Below are 16,912 nucleotides of genomic sequence, written 5' to 3'. Positions count from 1 at the left end.
TCAGCCCTGACCGCCGCCGCCACCGCCGCCGCCACGGCGCTTCTTGTCCTCGTCCTCGCGCTTCTCGTCCGGGTACTGGCGCTTGTACTTGCGCGCGTCACGGATGAGCGTGTCGGGATCCTCGGGGAAGTAGTCACCCTCGATGCGCGCGAGCGACTCGTTCTCGAAGTACAGCACGAGATCCTTGCTCTCCATCGAGCCGCGGCCGCGACGGATGCTCGAGACGTAGTCCCAGCGGTCCTGGTCGAACGGGCTGACGACAGACGGCGAGCCCATCACGAGCAGCACCTGGCGCTTGCTCATGCCGGGCTTGAGCGAGTCGACCTGCTCCTTGTCGAACAGGTTGCCCTGCTGGACATCGAGCTTGTAGAGCAGACCGCAACCGGTCATCGGAACGAGGGCGAGCAGGACGAGCCAGCGCAGCATGTGGGGGAAATCCGACGGAGCGAAGTCGCGCGATGATACACTAGGCGATCTTCTGCAAACGTTATGGCGCGTGCCGGCGCCCCGGAGGATCACGATGGAATCGACCGACCTGCGCAAGGTGGGACTCAAGGTCACGCACCCGCGCATGCGCATCCTCGAGATCCTCGAATCTCTGGACGGCAAGCACCTGACGGCGGAAGACATCTACCGCCAGCTGCTCGAGCACCAGGACGACATCGGCCTCGCCACGGTCTACCGCGTGCTGACCCAGTTCGAGGCCGCCGGCCTCGTGCTCAAGCACAATTTCGAGGGCGGCCAGGCCGTCTACGAGCTCGATCGCGGCAAGCACCACGACCACATGGTCGACGTCGACACGGGCAAGGTCATCGAGTTCACGAGCGACGAGATCGAGCGCCTGCAGCGCGAGATCGCCGACAAGCACGGCTACGTGATCGAGGAACACAGCCTCGTGCTGTACGTGCGCGCCAAGCGCAAGAAGGGCTGACTCACGCGCACCGCGCCTCAGCGCGCGGCGTGCCCCGCAACCTGGGACTTTTCGAGGAAGCGCGCGATCGCTTCGGCGTAGCCGCGCTGGCGCGAGATCCCGTCGTGCCCGGCATCCTCGAACGCGACCACCTGCGCACGCGTCCCGAGGGAGGCGACGAGCCGATCGGTACGAGTCGGCGGCACGACCACGTCGCGCCCGGCGCGCAGCACGAGCACGGGCCCTTCGTAGCCTGCAAGGTTGGCGACCGAGTCGAAGCGGTCGCGCAGCAGCCAGCGCACCGGCACCACGGGGAAGTGCGCGGCCGCGGTCTCGACGAGACTGTCGAACGGCGTCACGAGCACGAGACGATCGACCGGGCGACGCGCGGCGAGATCGCTCGCAACGCCGCTGCCGAGGCTGCGACCAAGCACGGCGATCGGCGCTTCGGGATGGCGCCTGCGCACCTCGTCATACAGCGCCATCGCGTCGCGGCGCAGTCCCTCCTCGCTCGGCGAGCCGGTACTGCCCGCGTAGCCGCGGTAGGCGACGAGGTAGGTCGTCACGGCCGGCAGCATCGTCGCGAATTCGTCGCGCGACCGGGCCACGCGCTCGCCGTTGCCGCCGAAGTACAGCAGTACGCGCTCGTGCCCCGGGTTCGCGATCCAGCCGCGCAAGGTCTCGTTGCCGCTGCGCAGCTCGATGTCGGCGGGAATGTCCTCGGTCCACGCGCGCGTGCCGGGATAGACGAGGCTGCGCTGCATGAGGCCGAGGTACGCGCACGCCGCGATCCAGGCAATCGCGGCCACGCGCACGATCGACACGAGGATCCGGCGCAAGGGTTTCATGCGGTCCGCAGGTACGGCTCTCGACACGAATGTGGGCTCCGATTGCACGCGGCAGTTGACGAATGCGCTCGCGCACAGAATAATGCCGCCCCTCGCCGGACGGCCCCGCGCACTGCAGCACGCAGTGACAAGGCCCGAAACGCGAACGCTTCATGCGCCCGTAGCTCAGTTGGATAGAGTACCAGGCTACGAACTTGGTGGTCGGGAGTTCGAATCTCTCCGGGCGCGCCATATGCAGAACGAACAGGCCGGTGGGCATGCCCACCGGCCTGTTTCGTTTCAGGCGTCACGTTACGCGCAAGCGCACCCGCCCACAGGCGCCGGCAATGCGGACGATGCCGCTATGCTTGTGCGATGAATCGTCGCAACCCGTTCCACCTCGCCCTCCTCCTCGCAGCGCTCGCACTCGGCGGATGCGTGACCCGCTCGGTCGTGATCGAGCAAGGCCCCGACGGCGAACCCGTTGTCGTCGAAGCGCCCGAAGAGGCGCCGCACACGTTCGAGCCTGTCGCCGGACGTGGACCCGACGTGGTCGCCACGCTGCGCGCCGCACCGGCGCCCGCGCAGCCCGAGTTCATCGACGGCCGCAACCTCGTCGCGGACCAGCGCGCGCTCGCGTCGCGCAGCCTCGTGCTGGTCGGCGAGGCGCGCTTCGACACGACCGACGTCGACGCGCACGCGAAAGCGCTAGCGATCGGCCGCGAGGTCGGTGCGGATCAGGTCTATGTCTACACGTCGCATGTCGACGGCGATGCCGGCCATGGCGCGCCGCGTTATCTGGCGCGCTACTTCGTGCGCTTCAAGTTGCTGTTCGGAGCGACGTTCCGCAACCTCACCGCGACCGAGCGCGGGACGCTCGACGTCGCCGGCGGCGTGCAGATCGGTTCGGTCGTCGGCGGTACGCCGGCCTCGCAGGCCAACCTGCTCGCGGGCGACTACGTGCTCGCGGTCAACGCGCAGGCATTCAACGACCGCGGCGAGTTCCAGGCACTGCTGCGCGAGCATGCCGGCAAGCCCGTGACGCTGACGATCCGCCGCAACGACATCACGATGGACCGCGTCGTGCGGCTCGGCGCGATGCCGGCTGCGGGCACGCCCTGACGAGGCTTCGCGAAAGCAGCCGCTCCAGACCCTGCAGGGATCGCGTCGACACCTTCTTGCCAGTGCCCGCTCCGGGCATCGCAGAGGAGTCGTGCGCGATCCCCACCGCGGTGCCGATCCACACGGCACGTCGCCCCGGCGCAGGCCGGGGCCCAGTGCCTGCCTGACGGACGAGTGGCGTGGTCCCGGCGACGTCGCACGCACGAACCCGCACCACGGCTTTGACCTTAACGCCCACAGTGGCATCGAAAGGCGCTGGGCCCCGGCCTGCGCCGGGGCGACGGGGTTGTTGTCTGCAGGGGCGATGTCATGCGTGGACGCCACGCCGCACAGCGCAATCGGCGCGGGCGATTCCGCCGTACAGGACCGCCGCCATGGCGGGCGCACAACCTCCAGCCCGCACGAAGATCCGTCCTGCGCAACCGAGGGCAGCTCATGCTTCCGGAAAGCGCACGCAGATTCCGCACGCGCCGGCGCGCGTCACTCCGCACCTGCCCGACCGCGTCCGCCCGCCGCGTCAGTCCTGCAACGCGAGCACGAGATCACCGCGATCGAGCGCGGCGGTGCCGCTGCGCGCGAGTTCGAGCACGGGCGCGAACGCGGCGAGGTCGTCGAGCACGCCGCTGATGTGCGCGCCGCGGCCCGTGAACTGCAGCGTCCGCGTCGACGGCGTCTCGTCCAGCGTGATGCCGTAGCGGCGGTGCGTGAAATCGGCGATGCGCGTGCCCGTCTCGGGCGTCGAGGCGACCTTGACGATGAGCAGCTCCGACTCGAGGTGTTCACGGCTGGTCAGGTCGGCGATCTCGAGCACGTCGACGAGCTTGCGCGACTGGCTGATGATCTGCGCGATGACCGCGTCGTCACCGGTCGTCACGAGGGTCAGCCGCGAGATGCTCGGGTCGTGCGTGGTCGCGACGGTCAGCGACTCGATGTTGTAGCCGCGGGCCGAGAACATGCCGGCCACGCGCGCGAGCGCGCCGGCCTCGTTCTGCATGAGGATCGCGATGATGTGGCGCATCAGAACATCTCCGAGGGGCCGGCTTCCTTGGCCGGCGCGGGTGCGCGCGAGGGAATGTGGTCGCCGGTGATCATCTGGCCGTAGGTCATGCCGGGGCCGACCATCGGGTAGACGCCGGCATCCGGATCGATCATGACCTCGAGGAATGCCGGTCCCGGGAACGCGATGAACTCGGCGACGACACGGTCGACGTCCTCGGGGCGATCCAGGCGTACCGCGTACTCGAAGCCGTCGGCCTGCGCCGCCTTGATGAAATCCTTCTTGTGCAGGCTCTTGTCGGTCGCCGAGAAGCGCCCCTTGAAGAACAGCTTCTGCCACTGCCGCACCATGCCGTCGCCGCAGTTGTTGAGCACCACGACCTTGACCGGCAGCCCGTAGGTCGTGACGGTCTCGAGCTCGCCGAGGTTCATGCGGATGCTCGCGTCGCCGTCGATGTCGACGACGAGCAGGTCGCGTCGCGCGAACTGCGCGCCGATCGCGGCCGGCAGGCCGAAGCCCATCGTGCCCATCGAGCCCGAGGTCAGCCAGCGTCGCGGCTGGGTGAAGTCGAAGTACTGCGCGGCCCACATCTGGTGCTGGCCGACGCCGGTCGAGACGATCACCTCGCCGCGCGTGAGACGGTTGATGGCCTCGATGACCGCGTACGGCTGGATGCGCGGGTTGGCGCGGTCGTAAGCCATCGCGTAGGTGTTCTTGAGGTCGGCGAGGTGCGCGTGCCAGTCGGACCAGGTGCCGTCGCCGGACGGATCGAAGCCGCGCGCCGCGGCATGCCGGCGCAGCGCGTCGAGCGCGCGCGAGAGGTCACCGAGGTGGTGCCAGTCGACGCGCTTGACCTTGTGGATCTCGGCCGGGTCGACATCGAGGTGGGCGATGAAGCGCGCACCGGCCGCGAACTGCGAGGGCACGCCGGCGACGCGATCGTCGAAGCGTGCACCGACCGCGATCACGAAGTCGCAGTCCTCGACCGCGTAGTTCGCGAACGCGGTGCCGTGCATGCCGAGCATGTGCAGCGACAGCGCCTCGGTCGTGTCGGCCGCGCCGAGGCCCATGAGCGTGGTCGTGACCGGAATGCCGAGCGCCTGGGCGAACGCGCGCAGCGCCGCGGTCGCCTCGGCCGCGACGACGCCGCCACCGACGTAGAGCAGCGGACGCTTCGCCTGCGCAAGCGCATCGACGAAGCGCGCGCACGCGGCCTCGTCGAGCTCGGCGCCCTCGATCGCACGCAGTCGCGCGCGGTAGCCAGGGATCGCGAGCTGGCCCTCGCCCGCGAACACGAGCGGCGCATTCTGCACATCCTTCGGGATGTCGATGACCACCGGCCCGGGCCGGCCCGTGCGTGCGATCTCGAACGCCGTGCGCAGCGTCGCCTCGAGCTGCGCAGCATCGGTGACGAGGAACACGTGCTTGGCGCACGAGGCCATGATGTTGCTGATCGGCGCTTCCTGGAACGCGTCGGTGCCGATCGCCGCGGTCGGCACCTGGCCACAGATCACGACGATAGGGATCGAATCGGCCATCGCGTCGCGCACCGGCGTGACCGTGTTGGTCGCGCCGGGGCCCGAGGTCACGAGCGCGACGCCGACCTTGCCCGAGGCGCGCGCGTAGCCCTGCGCCATGAAGCCCGCGCCCTGCTCGTTGGCCGGCACGATGAGCGGCAGCGGCTCGCTGCCGTCGGCGTTGGGATGCTCGTGGTTGAAGCGGAACACCGCGTCGTAGACCGGAAGGATCGCGCCACCCGAGTAGCCGAACACGACGCCGACGCCTTCGTCGGCGAGGACCTGCACGACGATGTCGGCGCCGGTCATCGGGGTACCGGCGAGCGGGTGCGCGCCGGGTTCGGGAGTCGCTTCGAGTTGGGCATTCACGGGTGTCGGATCCTGAGGGTCGTGGCGGGCGCGGCGTGGCGCATCAGGCCTCGTTGAGCCAGGTCATCTTCTTGCGCAGTTCGGCGCCGACCTTCTCGATCGGGTGGTCGAGGTCGGCCTGCTTCCACTTCGTGTAGTTCGGCAGGCCGGCCTTGTACTCGGCCGTCCAGTTCTTCGCGAAGGTGCCGTCCTGGATGTCGGTCAGCACGGCCTTCATGCGCTCCTTGGTGGCCGCGTCGACGATGCGCGGGCCGCTCACGTAGTCGCCGTACTGCGCGGTCTCGGAGATGTAGGTGAGCATCTTGGTGATGCCGCCCTGATAGAGCAGGTCGACGATGAGCTTCAGCTCGTGCAGCACTTCGTAGTACGCGATCTCGGGACGGTAGCCGGCCTCGACCAGCGTCTCGAAGCCCTTGAGCACGAGCTCGCTCGCACCGCCGCACAGCACGGCCTGCTCGCCGAACAGGTCGGTCTCGGTCTCTTCCTTGAAATCGGTCTCGATGAGCAGCGCGCGCGCGCCACCGAGGCCGGCCGCGTAGGCCTTGGCCTTGTCGACCGCGCTGCCGCTGACGTCCTGGAACACTGCGTACAGGCACGGCACGCCGCGACCGATCTCGTACTCGGTGCGCACGAGGTGGCCCGGGCCCTTCGGCGCGACGAGGATCACGTCGATGTCGGCGCGCGGCACGATGGTCTTGAAGTGCACGTTGAAGCCGTGCGCGAACAGCAGCGCGGCACCCGGCTTGATGTTCGGCGCGATGACGTCGGTGTAGAGCGTCGGCTGCACCATGTCGGGCGTCAGCACGGCGACGAGGTCGGCGCCCTTGACGGCCTCCTCGGGCGAGACGACCTCGAAGCCGTCCGCGGTCGCCTTGGCGGCGGTCGGTCCGCCCGCGCGCAGGCCGACGACGACGTCGAGGCCGGAGTCGCGCAGGTTGAGGACGTGCGAACGGCCTTGGCTGCCGTAGCCGAGCACGGCGATGCGGGCGTTCTGGAGGGCTTCGGTGGTGACGGTGGACATGCAGCGGTTCTCCGTTGGAAGACGTTGGACGATCGTGTCGGGATGCCGCGTCGCCGCGGCGATGACGAGTGCAGGTATCGGGCGTGGATCAGGAAAGGGCCGGCGACGCGCTCACGCGGCCGCCTTGCGAAGCGCGGCGAGGCGCGCGACGACGGCGTCGGTGACCTCGGTCGTGCTCGCGCGGCCGCCGAGGTCGCGGGTCAGTTCGGCGTGGGCGAGCACGTCGTCGACCGCGGCCTCGACCGCGTCTGCTTCGTCGGCGAGGTTGAGCGAATGGCGCAGCAGCATCGCCGCGCTGAGGATCGCGCCGATCGGATTGGCGACACCCTGCCCCGCGATGTCGGGCGCGGAGCCGTGGATCGGCTCGTAGAGGCCGCGCGGACCGTCGCCGAGCGAGGCCGACGGCGACACGCCGAGCGAACCCGCCAGCGCGGCGGCCTCGTCGGTGAGGATGTCGCCGAACAGGTTCTCGGTGACGATCACGTCGTAGGCCGACGGACGCGTCAGCAGCAGCATCGCCATCGAATCGACGAGCTGGTGCTCGAGCGTGATGCCTTCCTGTTCGGCGACGACGCGCGTGGTCGTCGCGCGCCACAGGCGCGAGGTCTCGAGCACGTTGGCCTTGTCGACCGAAGTCAGCTTGCCGCGGCGCGCACGCGCGAGCTCGCAGGCGCGCTTGACGACGCGCTCGACCTCGCCCTCGCTGTAGCGGCATTCGTCGATCGCGACATCGCCCTCGCGCGACTTGCGGCCGAAGTAGGCACCGCCGGTGAGCTCGCGCACGAACACGAGGTCGACGCCGACGAGGTTCTCGGCCTTGAGCGGCGACAGCGCGGCGAGGCGCGGATGCACGCGCAGCGGACGCAGGTTGGCGTAGACGCCGAGCTTGGCGCGCAGGCCGAGCAGGCCTTGCTCGGGCCGCACTGTGGCCTGCGGATCGGACCATTTCGGGCCGCCGACCGCACCGAGCAGCACCGCGTCGGCGCCGAGGCAGCCGTCGATCGTGGCCTGCGGCAGCGGCTCGCCGGTCGTGTCGATCGCGATGCCGCCGATCGCGTGTTCGCTGAACTCGACGACGTGGCCGCCGTGCGCGAGCACCTCGCGCAGCACCGCGACGGCCGCGGCGGTGACTTCGGGTCCGATGCCGTCGCCCGGAAGGACGGCGATGTGTGCTCTCATGCTGCAGTCTCCACGGTATAGCGGGTGTCTTGGGCGCGTTGCTCGTAGGCGTCGATGTCCGTGCCTGCATCGAGCAGGAAACCGAGCTGGTCGACGCCGTTGAGCAGGCAGTGGCGTGCGAAACCGTCGAGCGCGAACGCGAACGCACGACCGTCGGCCAGCGTGATCGTGCGCGCGGCGACGTCGATGACGAGCTCCTGGCCCGGGTGATCGAGCAGCTCGCGGTGCTCGGCCTCGGGCAGCACGATCGCGAGCAGGCCGTTCTTGAGCGCGTTGCTGCGGAAGATGTCGGCGATCTCCGACGAGATCACCGCCTGGATGCCGTAGTCGAGCAGTGCCCACGGCGCATGCTCGCGCGACGAGCCACAGCCGAAATTGCGCCCCGCGACGACGATCGCGCAGCCCTGCGCCTCGAGCCGGTTGAGCGGGAACTCGGGGTTGTCGCCACCGTCGGCTGCGTAGCGCCAGTCGTTGAACGCATGCCGGCCGAGGCCGGCGCGCTGCGTCGTGGTGAGGAAGCGCGCCGGGATGATGCGGTCGGTGTCGATGTTCTCGAACGGCAGCGCGGCCGTGCGCGAACGCACTTCGGTCAGCGGCTTCATGCGGCGTGCTCCAGGAATGCGTCGGGATCGGCGATGCGGCCCGCGACCGCGGCGACCGCGGCCACGCGCGGACTGGCCAGCACGGTGCGCACGCCGGGACCCTGACGGCCTTCGAAGTTGCGGTTGCTGGTCGACACGACGAGCTGGCCCGGGCGCGCGATGTCGCCGTTCATGCCGATACACATCGAGCAGCCCGCGTCGCGCCATTCGGCACCGGCCGCGGTGAACACGGCGTCGAGCCCCTCGGCCTCGGCCTCGCGCTTGATAAGCACCGAGCCCGGCACGACGAGCATGCGCACGCCGTCGGCGACACGGCGGCCACGCAACACCTCGGCGGCTTCGCGCAGGTCGGACAGGCGCGAGTTCGTGCAGCTGCCGACGAACACGACGTCGACGGCTTCGCCGGTCAGCGCCTGGCCGCCCGTGAAGCGCATATAGGCGAGTGCCTTGGCTTCCTGATCGTCGCGCGCGGCCGGGATCGCCGCCGTGATCGGCGTGACCATGCCCGGATGCGTGCCGTAGGTGATGGTCGGGCCGATGTCGGCTGCGTCGATGTGCACCTCGCTGTCGTAGACCGCACCGGGATCGCTCGCGAGCGAGCGCCAGTACGTGATTGCGCGGTTCCAGTCGTCGCCCTTCGGTGCGCGCTCGCGGCCTTCGAGGAACGCGAACGTGGTGTCATCGGGCGCGATGAGGCCCGCACGCGCGCCGGCCTCGATCGACATGTTGCAGACCGTCATGCGCTCTTCCATCGACAACGCCTCGATCGCGCTGCCGCGGTACTCGAGCACGTGGCCGGTGCCGCCGCCGACGCCGATGACGCCGATGACGTGCAGGATGAGGTCCTTGGCGCCGACGCCGGGACGCAGGCGACCGTCGACATGGATCGCGAACGTCTTGGGCTTGCGCTGCAGCAGGCACTGCGTCGCGAGCACGTGGCCGACCTCGGTCGTGCCGATGCCGAACGCGAGCGCGCCGAACGCGCCGTGCGTGGCGGTGTGGCTGTCGCCGCAGACGATCGTCATGCCGGGTTGGGTCGCGCCGTACTCGGGCCCCATCACGTGCACGATGCCGCGGTGGTCGCTGTCCCAGCCGTTGAGTTCGATGCCGAACTCGCGGCAGTTCGCCTCGAGCTGGCGCACCTGGTTCTCGGCATCGGCGCTCGCGTACGGGCGCTTGCCGTCGGGGCCCGGCGGCAGCGTCGGCGTGGAATGGTCGAGCGTCGCGAGCACGCGGTCGGGACGACGCACCGGCAGGCCGCGCTCGCGCAGTTCGGTGAACGCCTGCGGCGTCGTGACCTCGTGGATCAGGTGCAGGTCGATGTAGAGGATGCCGGGCGTGTCGGCGGTCTCGGCGTGCACGAGGTGCGCATCCCAGATCTTGTCGATGATGGTGCGTGCGCTCATGCCGCGATGTCCTCGACGTCGGCACTCGTCGCACGCGCCGACGTCACCGGCGTGAGCCAGCCGTGCGTGTCGGGCGTGCGGCCGTCGAATAGGCCGAAGAACGCCTGCTGCAGCGCGCGCGTGACCGGACCCGGGCGGCCGTCGCCGACCGACTTGCGGTCGACCGAGCGCACCGGCGTGATCTCCGCGGCGGTGCCGGTCATGAAGATCTCGTCCGAGGTGTACAGCGCCTCGCGCGGCAGGTCGCGCTCCTCGACCGCGTAGCCGAGCGAGCGCGCGAGCGTCATGACCGTGTCGCGCGTGATGCCGGCGAGGATGCCGGCGCTGCTGGTCGGCGTCATGACGACGCGGCGGCGCACGAGGAACAGGTTCTCGCCGGCGCCTTCGCTGAGCAGGCCGTTGGTGCCGAGCGCGATGCCCTCGGCGTAGCCGCCGCGCTGGGCCTCGAACCCGATGAGCTGGCTGGACAGGTAGTTGCCGCCGGCCTTGGCCCAGCTCGGGAACGTGTTCGGCGCGGGGCGGTTCCACGACGACACGCAGACGTCGGCGCCGTGCTCGAGTGCGTCGCCCAGGTAGGCGCCCCAGTCGAGCGCCATGATCGAGACGTCGACCGGCGAACCCGGCTTCGGCATGACGCCGAGGCCGCCCGCGCCGCGGAACACGATCGGGCGCACGTAGGCCGAGGCCATGCCGTTCGCGGCGACGACGTCGATGCAGGCCTGGCTGATCGCCTCCTCGCTGTAGCCGATGTCGATCTCGTAGATCTTCGCCGACTCGAACAGGCGGCGCGTGTGTTCGGCGAGGCGGAAGAAGCACGGTCCCTGCGGCGTCGCGTAGACGCGCTCGCCCTCGAACACGGACGAGCCGTAGTGCAGCGCGTGCGCGCTGACGTGCACGGTCGCCTCCTGCCACGGCTTGAGCCGTCCGTTGTGCCAGATCAGGGAGGTGTGGCTCATGCGTGGATCCTCAGCGGGCGTTGGCGGTGCTGACGGTGGGAAGCGCCGGCGTGATGCGCTCGACGCGGTTGGCGATCTCGAGCACGGCCAGCGCGGCCGCCTCGACGATGTCGGTGGACACGGCCTGGCCGCGCAGTTCGCGGCCGCCGTGGTTGACGCTGATCGCGGCCTGGCCCTGGGCGTCCCCGCCCTCGCTGAGCGCGCGGATCTGGAACTCGGCGACCGAAAACTCGTGGCCGACGGCACGCGACACCGCGCGCAGCACGGCGTCGACCGGGCCGTCGCCAATCGCGGCCTCGCTGACTTCGCGGCCGTCGTCGTGGGCCAGGCGCACCGAGGCGGATGCGCTCGCGCCGACATGGCTGGTCGCGTGCAGCGAGGTGAGGCGCCACGGACCCGCAGCCTCGGGGTCATGGCCCAATGCGAGTGCCTCGAGGTCGGCGTCGAACACCTCGCGCTTCTTGTCGGCGAGCAGCTTGAAGCGCGTGAAGACGTCGTCGAGCGCAGCATCGTCGAGCACGTGTCCGAGCGAGGACAGACGCTCCCGCAGCGCGTGGCGCCCGCTGTGCTTGCCGAGCACGAGCTGGCTCTTGGCCACGCCGACATCCTCGGCACGCATGATCTCGTAGGTGCCGCGGTGCTTGAGCATGCCGTGCTGGTGGATGCCGGATTCGTGCGCGAACGCGTTCTCGCCGACGATCGCCTTGTTGCGCGGGATCGGCTGGCCGGTCGTCTGCGCGAGCAGGCGCGCGACGGCATGCAGGCGCTGCGTGCGGATGCCGGTGGTCGCACCGCCGAAGCGCTCGCCGCGCACGCGCAGCGCCATGACGATCTCCTCGAGCGCGGCATTGCCTGCACGCTCGCCGATGCCGTTGATCGTGCACTCGACCTGGCGTGCGCCTGCCGAGATCGCCGCGAGGCTGTTGGCGACCGCCATGCCGAGGTCGTCGTGGCAATGCGAGCTGAAGACGACGCCTTCGGCGCCGCGGACGTTCGCACGCAACCACGCGAAGCGCTCGGCGATCTCGGGTGGCGTCGTGTAGCCGACCGTGTCGGGCACGTTGACCGTGCGCGCACCGGCCTCGATCACGGCCGAGAATACCTCGGCGAGGAACTCGGGTTCGGTGCGGATCGCGTCCTCGGCCGAAAACTCGACGTCGTCGCAGAGCTCGCGCGCACGGCGCACGCCGGCGATCGCCGTGTCGATCACCTGCTGCCTGCTCATCTGCAGCTTGAACTCGCGATGCAGCGGGCTGGTCGCGAGGAAGGTGTGGATGCGCCCTTTCTCGGCCGGCTCGATCGCACGCGCGACGCTCTCGATGTCACCGAACTGGCAGCGCGCGAGGCCACAGATGCGCGTGCCGCGCACGCTCTTCGCAATGCCGTGCACCGACGCAAAATCGTCCGGTGACGCGTGCGGGAAGCCCGCCTCGAGGATGTCGACGCCGAGGTCGGCGAGCGCGGCAGCCATGCGCAGTTTCTGCGCGCGGCTCATCGAGAAACCCGGCGCCTGTTCACCGTCGCGCAGGGTCGTGTCGAAGATCAGCACGCGATCGCTCGCTGCCGATGCCGGGGTCTCGCCTGCCACTACGTCGCTTGTCATGTCTGGCTCCGATTCGGTCGGATGTCCGGGGATGCATCCGGACAAATAAAAACCCCGCCTTCGTTTCCGAGTGCGGGGTCTTTGGGATCTTCTGCGTTCTGCCTACGCGTACCCTTAGCCCGCACCTGTGCAGGTAATAAGAAGTACGACAAGAAGGAGGCCCGCGATCGGCGCCGGCACGCTGCCACGCATGGCCAGGAAGGCCTTCGTGGTCGTTGCGTGGTGGCTGCTGCGTCGCGACATGAAGCGAACCTAATCGATGCTTCGAAGACCTGTCAAGCGATCATCGACATGGTTTCGCGAGCAACTTTCGTGATCGACGTATGGACGTCCGGATGGCCACACCGGACCGCCACGACGCTGGCGCCGCTCCGCCGGACGCGCCGCGTCGCCCGCAGCAGTCGCCGGCTGAGTGCCGCGACATCGCGCCGCACCGCCGCGAACCGGCTCAACGCCGGGCAGCGTCGCAGCGTGCGAGGAAGGCCTCGAGGAACCCGGCGGGCAGGTCCGCACCGACCGGCACGTACGCGTGATGCGGCTCGGCGAACGCGCCGCACTTGACCGCGTCCTTCTCGGTCATGAGCACGGGCAGGTCGTCGCCGAAGGCGAGGTCGTCGGCGCGCATCGCGTGGTGGTCCGGCAGCGGGTGCGGGATCACCTCGATGCCGTGCGCGCGCAGCCCGTCGAAGAAGCGCCCGGGATGGCCGATGCCGGCGACCGCGTGCACGCGCGTGCCGGCCAGCGAGGCGAGCAGCAGTTCGCGCGCAGGATCCGTGAGCGGGACCGCGACGTCACCGCGCAGCATCATCGGTACCTCGTCGGCGTGTGCGTCGCTGCCGTTGCAGATGCGCCAGTCGACCGCCGCGAGGCGTGCGAGCGGTTCGCGCAAGGGTCCCGCCGGCAGCAGGCGGCCGTTGCCGAAGCGGCGCCTGCCGTCGATGACGCAGAGCTCGAGGTCACGTGCGAGCGACGGATTCTGCAGGCCATCGTCGGCGACGATCGTGTCGACGCCTTCGGCCACGAGCAGTCTTGCCGCAGCGACGCGGTCGCGACCGACCGCGACGGGCACGCCGGTACGTCGGCGGATCAGCGCGGGTTCGTCGCCCACGACAGCCGGATCGGGCGCCTCACCGAGCAGCATCGGCACGCGCGCCGAGCCGCCGTAGCCGCGACTGACCACGCCGGGCCGTCGGCCATGCGCTCGCAAGGCCTCGACGAGTGCGACGACGAGCGGCGTCTTGCCGGTACCGCCGACGACGACGTTGCCGACCACGACGACACACGCGGGAAGCCTCTCGGGACGCCGCAGGCCGAGCCGCCACGGCAGCCGTGCCGCCGAGCGCAGCACGCGATAGACCGGCTCGAGTGCGCGCAGCCAGACCGGTGCGGGTTCGCCCGCGTACCAGATGCGCTCGAGGCGCTGCGCATTCATGCGCCCGCGTCGGAATCCGCCGCGTGCTCGCGGAACTGCACGCGATGCAGCGCCGCGTAATGCCCGTCGCGCGCGAGCAGCGAGGCGTGCGTGCCGCGCTCGACGATGCGTCCGTCGTCGAGCACCACGATCTGGTCGGCGTGCTCGATCGTCGACAGGCGGTGCGCGATCACGATCGTCGTGCGGTTGTGCATGAGCCGGCGCAGCGCGTCCTGGATCAGGCGCTCGGACTCGTTGTCGAGTGCGCTGGTGGCCTCGTCGAGGATCAGCAGCGGCGCGTCCTTGAGCAGCGCGCGCGCGATCGCGATGCGCTGGCGCTGGCCGCCCGAGAGCAGCGCACCGGCCTCGCCGATCGGGCTGTCGAGGCCTTGCGGCAGCTTCTCGATGAATTCCATCGCGTTGGCCGCGCGCGCTGCTGCCTCGATCGCCTCGCGCGAGGCACCGCCGAGCGCGCCGTAGGCGATGTTGCGTGCGATCGTGTCGTTGAACAGCACCACCTGCTGGCCGACCCACGCGATCTGCGCGCGCAGCGCGTCGAGCGCGTAGGCGTCGAGCGGCTCGCCGTCGAGCCGGATCACGCCCGACTCGGCCTCGTACAGGCGCGGGATCAGGCTGGCGAGGCTCGACTTGCCGCTACCCGAGCGGCCGACCAATGCGGTCACGCTGCCGGGCGGGCACTGCAGCGAGACGCCGCGCAGCGCCGGTGTCGCCTTGCCCGGATAACGCATCACGACGTCGTCGAGCACGAGGTCGCCGCGCGCACGCTCGACGCGCAGCGTGCCCGTGTCGGCTTCGGTCGGCGCATCGAGCACGCCGAACAGATCCTGCGCCGCGGCGACGCCACGCTGCATCATCGCCTGCACCGTGGTCAGGCGCTTGAGCGACGGCAGCATCGTCAGCATCGCCGTGATCAGCGCCATGAACGTGCCCGGCGTCATCGCGTCGATCATGGCGGGGCGCGTCGCGAAGTAGATGACCAGCGCGAGCGCGATCGCGGCGACGATCTGCACGACCGCGGTCGACAGCGCATTGGTCGCGGCGACCTTGAGGTTGAGCTGACGGTTGCGCTCGTTGACGGCCATGAACCGCGCGCGCTCGGTGGCCTGGCCGAGGTAGATCTTGACTTCGCGCTGGCCGCCGACGGCTTCGTCGACGATGCCGGTGACCGAACCGACCGAGTGCTGGATCTTGCGGCTGACGCGGCGGTAGCGACGGCCGACGAACCACGCCACGGCCGCGATCAGCGGCACCATCACGAACAGCATGAGGGTGAGGTGTGCGCTGTACCACAGCATGACGCCGAGCAGGCCGATCACGGTGAGGCCGTCGAGGATCACGACCTTGACCGCATTGGTGCTGGCCTGCGCGACCTGCTCCACCGTGTAGGTCAGGCGCGCGATCATCTGGCCCGAGGGCTCGCGGTCGAAGTGCGAGGCCGGCAGCTCGAGGTAGCGTGCGAATACCTGGCCACGCAGCGTCTCGACGACGTCGCGGCCGATGCGCGCGAGACCGTAGTCGGCGAGGAAGGTCGCCGCGCCGCGCACCACGAACAAGCCGACGATGAGGATCGGCAACCAGAAGATCGACGACGCGTCGCGCGCGATGAACAGGTTGTCGAGCATCGGCTTGATCATCCACGTGAACGCCGCGGCGACCGCCGCGTCGAACACCATGCCGGCGATCGCCGCGGTGCCGTAGCCCCAGTGCACGAGGGTGTAGCCGAGCAGGCGCCGGTACGTGCCGAACGCGCCTTCGCCGGTGGTCAGCGCCATGCCCCTGCTCCGCGGAGTCGCCACGCCGTCACGGCGCGGGGGCTCCCTTCGGCGGCGTCGTCGCGAGGCTCAGTCGCGCGAAGCCGAGCTGGCCGAGCGCATCCATCGCCGTGATCACGTGCTGGTGCGAGGTCAGCGCATCGGCGCGCAGCACGACGGCGCGCGAGCGGTCGTCGCCGGCCACGCGCAGGATCGCCTCCTTGAGCGTGTCGATCGACGGGTTCAGCACCTCGTTGTTGTCGACGAACGTGCGGCCCTCGGCGTCGATGAGCACGGTCATCGGCTGCTGGATGTCGGTCTGCTCGGTGGCCGAAGCCTCGGGCAGCGTGACTTTCATGCCGGCGTTCTGCACGAACGTGGTCGTCATGACGAAGAACATGAGCAGGGTCAGCAGCACGTCGATCAACGGGATCAGGTTGATCTCGAGCTCTTCCTCGCGGCGGCCGGCGTCGATGCGCATGGCGTGCGGTCAGGCCCCGCGCGACGGGGCGGCCGACGGCGCGGTCTCGCCCGCGGCCGTGAGCTCGTCGATGAGGCGCGTGACCTGCTTCTCCATGTCGATGACCGCGCTGGTGACGCGCGCGCGGAAGTAGCGGTGGAAGATGTAGGCCGGGATCGCGACGATGAGGCCCGCAGCCGTGCAGATCAGCGCCTCGCCGATGCCGCCGGCCATCTTGAGCGGATCGCCGACGCCGCTGACCATGACCGCGAAGAACATGCGGATCATGCCGATGACGGTGCCGAGCAGGCCGAGCAGCGGGGCGATCAGCGCGATCGTGCCGAGCGTGTTGAGGAAGCGCTCGAGCTGGTGGACGACATGGCGGCCGGTGTCCTCGACGCGCTCCTTGATGACGTCGCGCGGGCGGTTGCGCACGTCGAGCGCGGCCGCGAACATCTCGCCGAGCGGCGCGATGTGGCGCAGCGTCTCGATGTGCTGCGGATCGAGCTTGCGCGTGCGCGCCCAGCTCAGCACCTGGTCGGCGAGGTCGGGCGGGCTGACCGCCTTGCGGCGCAGCGTCCAGTAACGCTCGAGGATGATCGCGAGGGCGATCGCGGACGTGATCAGGATGGGTACCAGCGCCCAGCCGCCGGCGGTCAGGATTTCAAGCACGTGGGGCGACTCCTCGCGGAACGTTCGATGCGCCGTGGCGCCAGCCGCGGATCATAACAGCGCGCGCAGCGCGGCCGCGTGCGATCGG

The 16,912-nt window shown here is 69.8% G+C and carries 16 protein-coding genes and 1 tRNA gene; 3 read left to right on the top strand and 14 right to left on the bottom strand.

Annotation, left to right across the window (positions count from 1 at the left end):
* The gene (locus ACQQ2N_RS10900; RefSeq protein WP_440221611.1) at nt 1-426 is read right to left on the bottom strand and encodes an outer membrane protein assembly factor BamE; all 426 of its coding nucleotides are present in this window, start codon (nt 424-426) and stop codon (nt 1-3) included.
* Between the two features lie 94 nt (nt 427-520).
* On the opposite strand from ACQQ2N_RS10900, the gene fur reads away from it, so the two are divergent.
* Nucleotides 521-931: a ferric iron uptake transcriptional regulator gene (gene fur, locus ACQQ2N_RS10895; RefSeq protein WP_440221610.1), complete on the top strand. Its 411-nt coding sequence runs from the start codon at nt 521-523 to the stop codon at nt 929-931.
* 17 nt (nt 932-948) lie between these two features.
* Here fur and ACQQ2N_RS10890 read toward each other — a convergent pair whose 3' ends face one another.
* On the bottom strand, nt 949-1,758 hold the full coding sequence (locus ACQQ2N_RS10890; RefSeq protein ID WP_440221609.1) for an alpha/beta hydrolase: 810 nt from the start codon (nt 1,756-1,758) through the stop codon (nt 949-951).
* Between the two features lie 154 nt (nt 1,759-1,912).
* Between ACQQ2N_RS10890 and ACQQ2N_RS10885 the strand changes: the two genes are divergently transcribed.
* Both ACQQ2N_RS10885 and ACQQ2N_RS10880 read left to right on the top strand, forming a co-directional pair.
* A tRNA-Arg gene (locus ACQQ2N_RS10885) sits at nt 1,913-1,989 on the top strand.
* A gap of 123 nt (nt 1,990-2,112) precedes the next feature.
* Complete coding sequence (locus ACQQ2N_RS10880) at nt 2,113-2,859, top strand: PDZ domain-containing protein (protein WP_440221608.1); 747 nt, start codon at nt 2,113-2,115, stop codon at nt 2,857-2,859.
* Nucleotides 2,860-3,376: 517 nt separating this feature from the next.
* Here the strand turns inward: ACQQ2N_RS10880 and ilvN are convergent.
* The 12 genes from ilvN to ACQQ2N_RS10820 form a co-directional block, all read right to left on the bottom strand.
* A complete protein-coding gene (gene ilvN / locus ACQQ2N_RS10875) occupies nt 3,377-3,877 on the bottom strand; it encodes an acetolactate synthase small subunit (RefSeq protein ID WP_440221607.1) in 501 nt (166 codons plus the stop codon).
* Entirely contained in the window at nt 3,877-5,682 is a 1,806-nt protein-coding gene (gene ilvB / locus ACQQ2N_RS10870; RefSeq protein WP_440225740.1) for a biosynthetic-type acetolactate synthase large subunit, read from the bottom strand. The genes ilvN and ilvB overlap by 1 nt, the downstream gene beginning before the upstream one ends.
* Before the next feature lie 103 nt (nt 5,683-5,785).
* Complete coding sequence (gene ilvC, locus ACQQ2N_RS10865) at nt 5,786-6,763, bottom strand: ketol-acid reductoisomerase (RefSeq protein WP_440221606.1); 978 nt, start codon at nt 6,761-6,763, stop codon at nt 5,786-5,788.
* A gap of 111 nt (nt 6,764-6,874) precedes the next feature.
* Nucleotides 6,875-7,942, bottom strand: a complete 1,068-nt coding sequence (gene leuB / locus ACQQ2N_RS10860; RefSeq protein ID WP_440221605.1) for a 3-isopropylmalate dehydrogenase — start codon at nt 7,940-7,942, stop codon at nt 6,875-6,877.
* Nucleotides 7,939-8,544 carry a 3-isopropylmalate dehydratase small subunit gene (leuD, locus tag ACQQ2N_RS10855; RefSeq protein WP_440221604.1) on the bottom strand — a complete coding sequence of 202 codons (606 nt, stop codon included), beginning with the start codon at nt 8,542-8,544 and terminating at the stop codon, nt 7,939-7,941. Before leuD ends, leuB begins: the two co-directional genes overlap by 4 nt.
* Complete coding sequence (gene leuC, locus ACQQ2N_RS10850) at nt 8,541-9,950, bottom strand: 3-isopropylmalate dehydratase large subunit (protein ID WP_440221603.1); 1,410 nt, start codon at nt 9,948-9,950, stop codon at nt 8,541-8,543. The genes leuD and leuC overlap by 4 nt, the downstream gene beginning before the upstream one ends.
* On the bottom strand, nt 9,947-10,906 hold the full coding sequence (locus ACQQ2N_RS10845) for a branched-chain amino acid transaminase (protein WP_440221602.1): 960 nt from the start codon (nt 10,904-10,906) through the stop codon (nt 9,947-9,949). The genes leuC and ACQQ2N_RS10845 overlap by 4 nt, the downstream gene beginning before the upstream one ends.
* Before the next feature lie 10 nt (nt 10,907-10,916).
* Complete coding sequence (locus ACQQ2N_RS10840) at nt 10,917-12,509, bottom strand: 2-isopropylmalate synthase (protein ID WP_440221600.1); 1,593 nt, start codon at nt 12,507-12,509, stop codon at nt 10,917-10,919.
* Nucleotides 12,510-12,957: 448 nt separating this feature from the next.
* Nucleotides 12,958-13,941 carry a tetraacyldisaccharide 4'-kinase gene (gene lpxK / locus ACQQ2N_RS10835; protein ID WP_440221599.1) on the bottom strand — a complete coding sequence of 328 codons (984 nt, stop codon included), beginning with the start codon at nt 13,939-13,941 and terminating at the stop codon, nt 12,958-12,960.
* On the bottom strand, nt 13,938-15,713 hold the full coding sequence (gene msbA, locus ACQQ2N_RS10830) for a lipid A export permease/ATP-binding protein MsbA (RefSeq protein WP_440221598.1): 1,776 nt from the start codon (nt 15,711-15,713) through the stop codon (nt 13,938-13,940). The genes lpxK and msbA overlap by 4 nt, the downstream gene beginning before the upstream one ends.
* Before the next feature lie 28 nt (nt 15,714-15,741).
* A complete protein-coding gene (locus ACQQ2N_RS10825; RefSeq protein WP_440221597.1) occupies nt 15,742-16,173 on the bottom strand; it encodes an ExbD/TolR family protein in 432 nt (143 codons plus the stop codon).
* Between the two features lie 9 nt (nt 16,174-16,182).
* Complete coding sequence (locus ACQQ2N_RS10820) at nt 16,183-16,824, bottom strand: MotA/TolQ/ExbB proton channel family protein (protein ID WP_440221596.1); 642 nt, start codon at nt 16,822-16,824, stop codon at nt 16,183-16,185.
* Between the last annotated feature and the right edge of the window lie 88 nt (nt 16,825-16,912).

Source organism: Dokdonella aquatica, assembly GCF_051987395.1.
Classification (GTDB): domain Bacteria; phylum Pseudomonadota; class Gammaproteobacteria; order Xanthomonadales; family Rhodanobacteraceae; genus Dokdonella.
Note: the sequence above shows the minus strand (reverse complement) of the source record. Positions and strands in the feature narration are given on the sequence as shown.

What these genes read in the sequence shown, in the direction of transcription:
- ACQQ2N_RS10900 (WP_440221611.1), bottom strand. Translation starts at nt 426, where the DNA reads ATGCTGCGCTGGCTCGTCCTGCTCGCCCTCGTTCCGATGACCGGTTGC.
- fur (WP_440221610.1), top strand. Translation starts at nt 521, where the DNA reads ATGGAATCGACCGACCTGCGCAAGGTGGGACTCAAGGTCACGCACCCG.
- ACQQ2N_RS10890 (WP_440221609.1), bottom strand. Translation starts at nt 1,758, where the DNA reads ATGAAACCCTTGCGCCGGATCCTCGTGTCGATCGTGCGCGTGGCCGCG.
- ACQQ2N_RS10880 (WP_440221608.1), top strand. Translation starts at nt 2,113, where the DNA reads ATGAATCGTCGCAACCCGTTCCACCTCGCCCTCCTCCTCGCAGCGCTC.
- ilvN (WP_440221607.1), bottom strand. Translation starts at nt 3,877, where the DNA reads ATGCGCCACATCATCGCGATCCTCATGCAGAACGAGGCCGGCGCGCTC.
- ilvB (WP_440225740.1), bottom strand. Translation starts at nt 5,682, where the DNA reads ATGACCGGCGCCGACATCGTCGTGCAGGTCCTCGCCGACGAAGGCGTC.
- ilvC (WP_440221606.1), bottom strand. Translation starts at nt 6,763, where the DNA reads ATGTCCACCGTCACCACCGAAGCCCTCCAGAACGCCCGCATCGCCGTG.
- leuB (WP_440221605.1), bottom strand. Translation starts at nt 7,942, where the DNA reads ATGAGAGCACACATCGCCGTCCTTCCGGGCGACGGCATCGGACCCGAA.
- leuD (WP_440221604.1), bottom strand. Translation starts at nt 8,544, where the DNA reads ATGAAGCCGCTGACCGAAGTGCGTTCGCGCACGGCCGCGCTGCCGTTC.
- leuC (WP_440221603.1), bottom strand. Translation starts at nt 9,950, where the DNA reads ATGAGCGCACGCACCATCATCGACAAGATCTGGGATGCGCACCTCGTG.
- ACQQ2N_RS10845 (WP_440221602.1), bottom strand. Translation starts at nt 10,906, where the DNA reads ATGAGCCACACCTCCCTGATCTGGCACAACGGACGGCTCAAGCCGTGG.
- ACQQ2N_RS10840 (WP_440221600.1), bottom strand. Translation starts at nt 12,509, where the DNA reads ATGACAAGCGACGTAGTGGCAGGCGAGACCCCGGCATCGGCAGCGAGC.
- lpxK (WP_440221599.1), bottom strand. Translation starts at nt 13,941, where the DNA reads ATGAATGCGCAGCGCCTCGAGCGCATCTGGTACGCGGGCGAACCCGCA.
- msbA (WP_440221598.1), bottom strand. Translation starts at nt 15,713, where the DNA reads ATGGCGCTGACCACCGGCGAAGGCGCGTTCGGCACGTACCGGCGCCTG.
- ACQQ2N_RS10825 (WP_440221597.1), bottom strand. Translation starts at nt 16,173, where the DNA reads ATGCGCATCGACGCCGGCCGCCGCGAGGAAGAGCTCGAGATCAACCTG.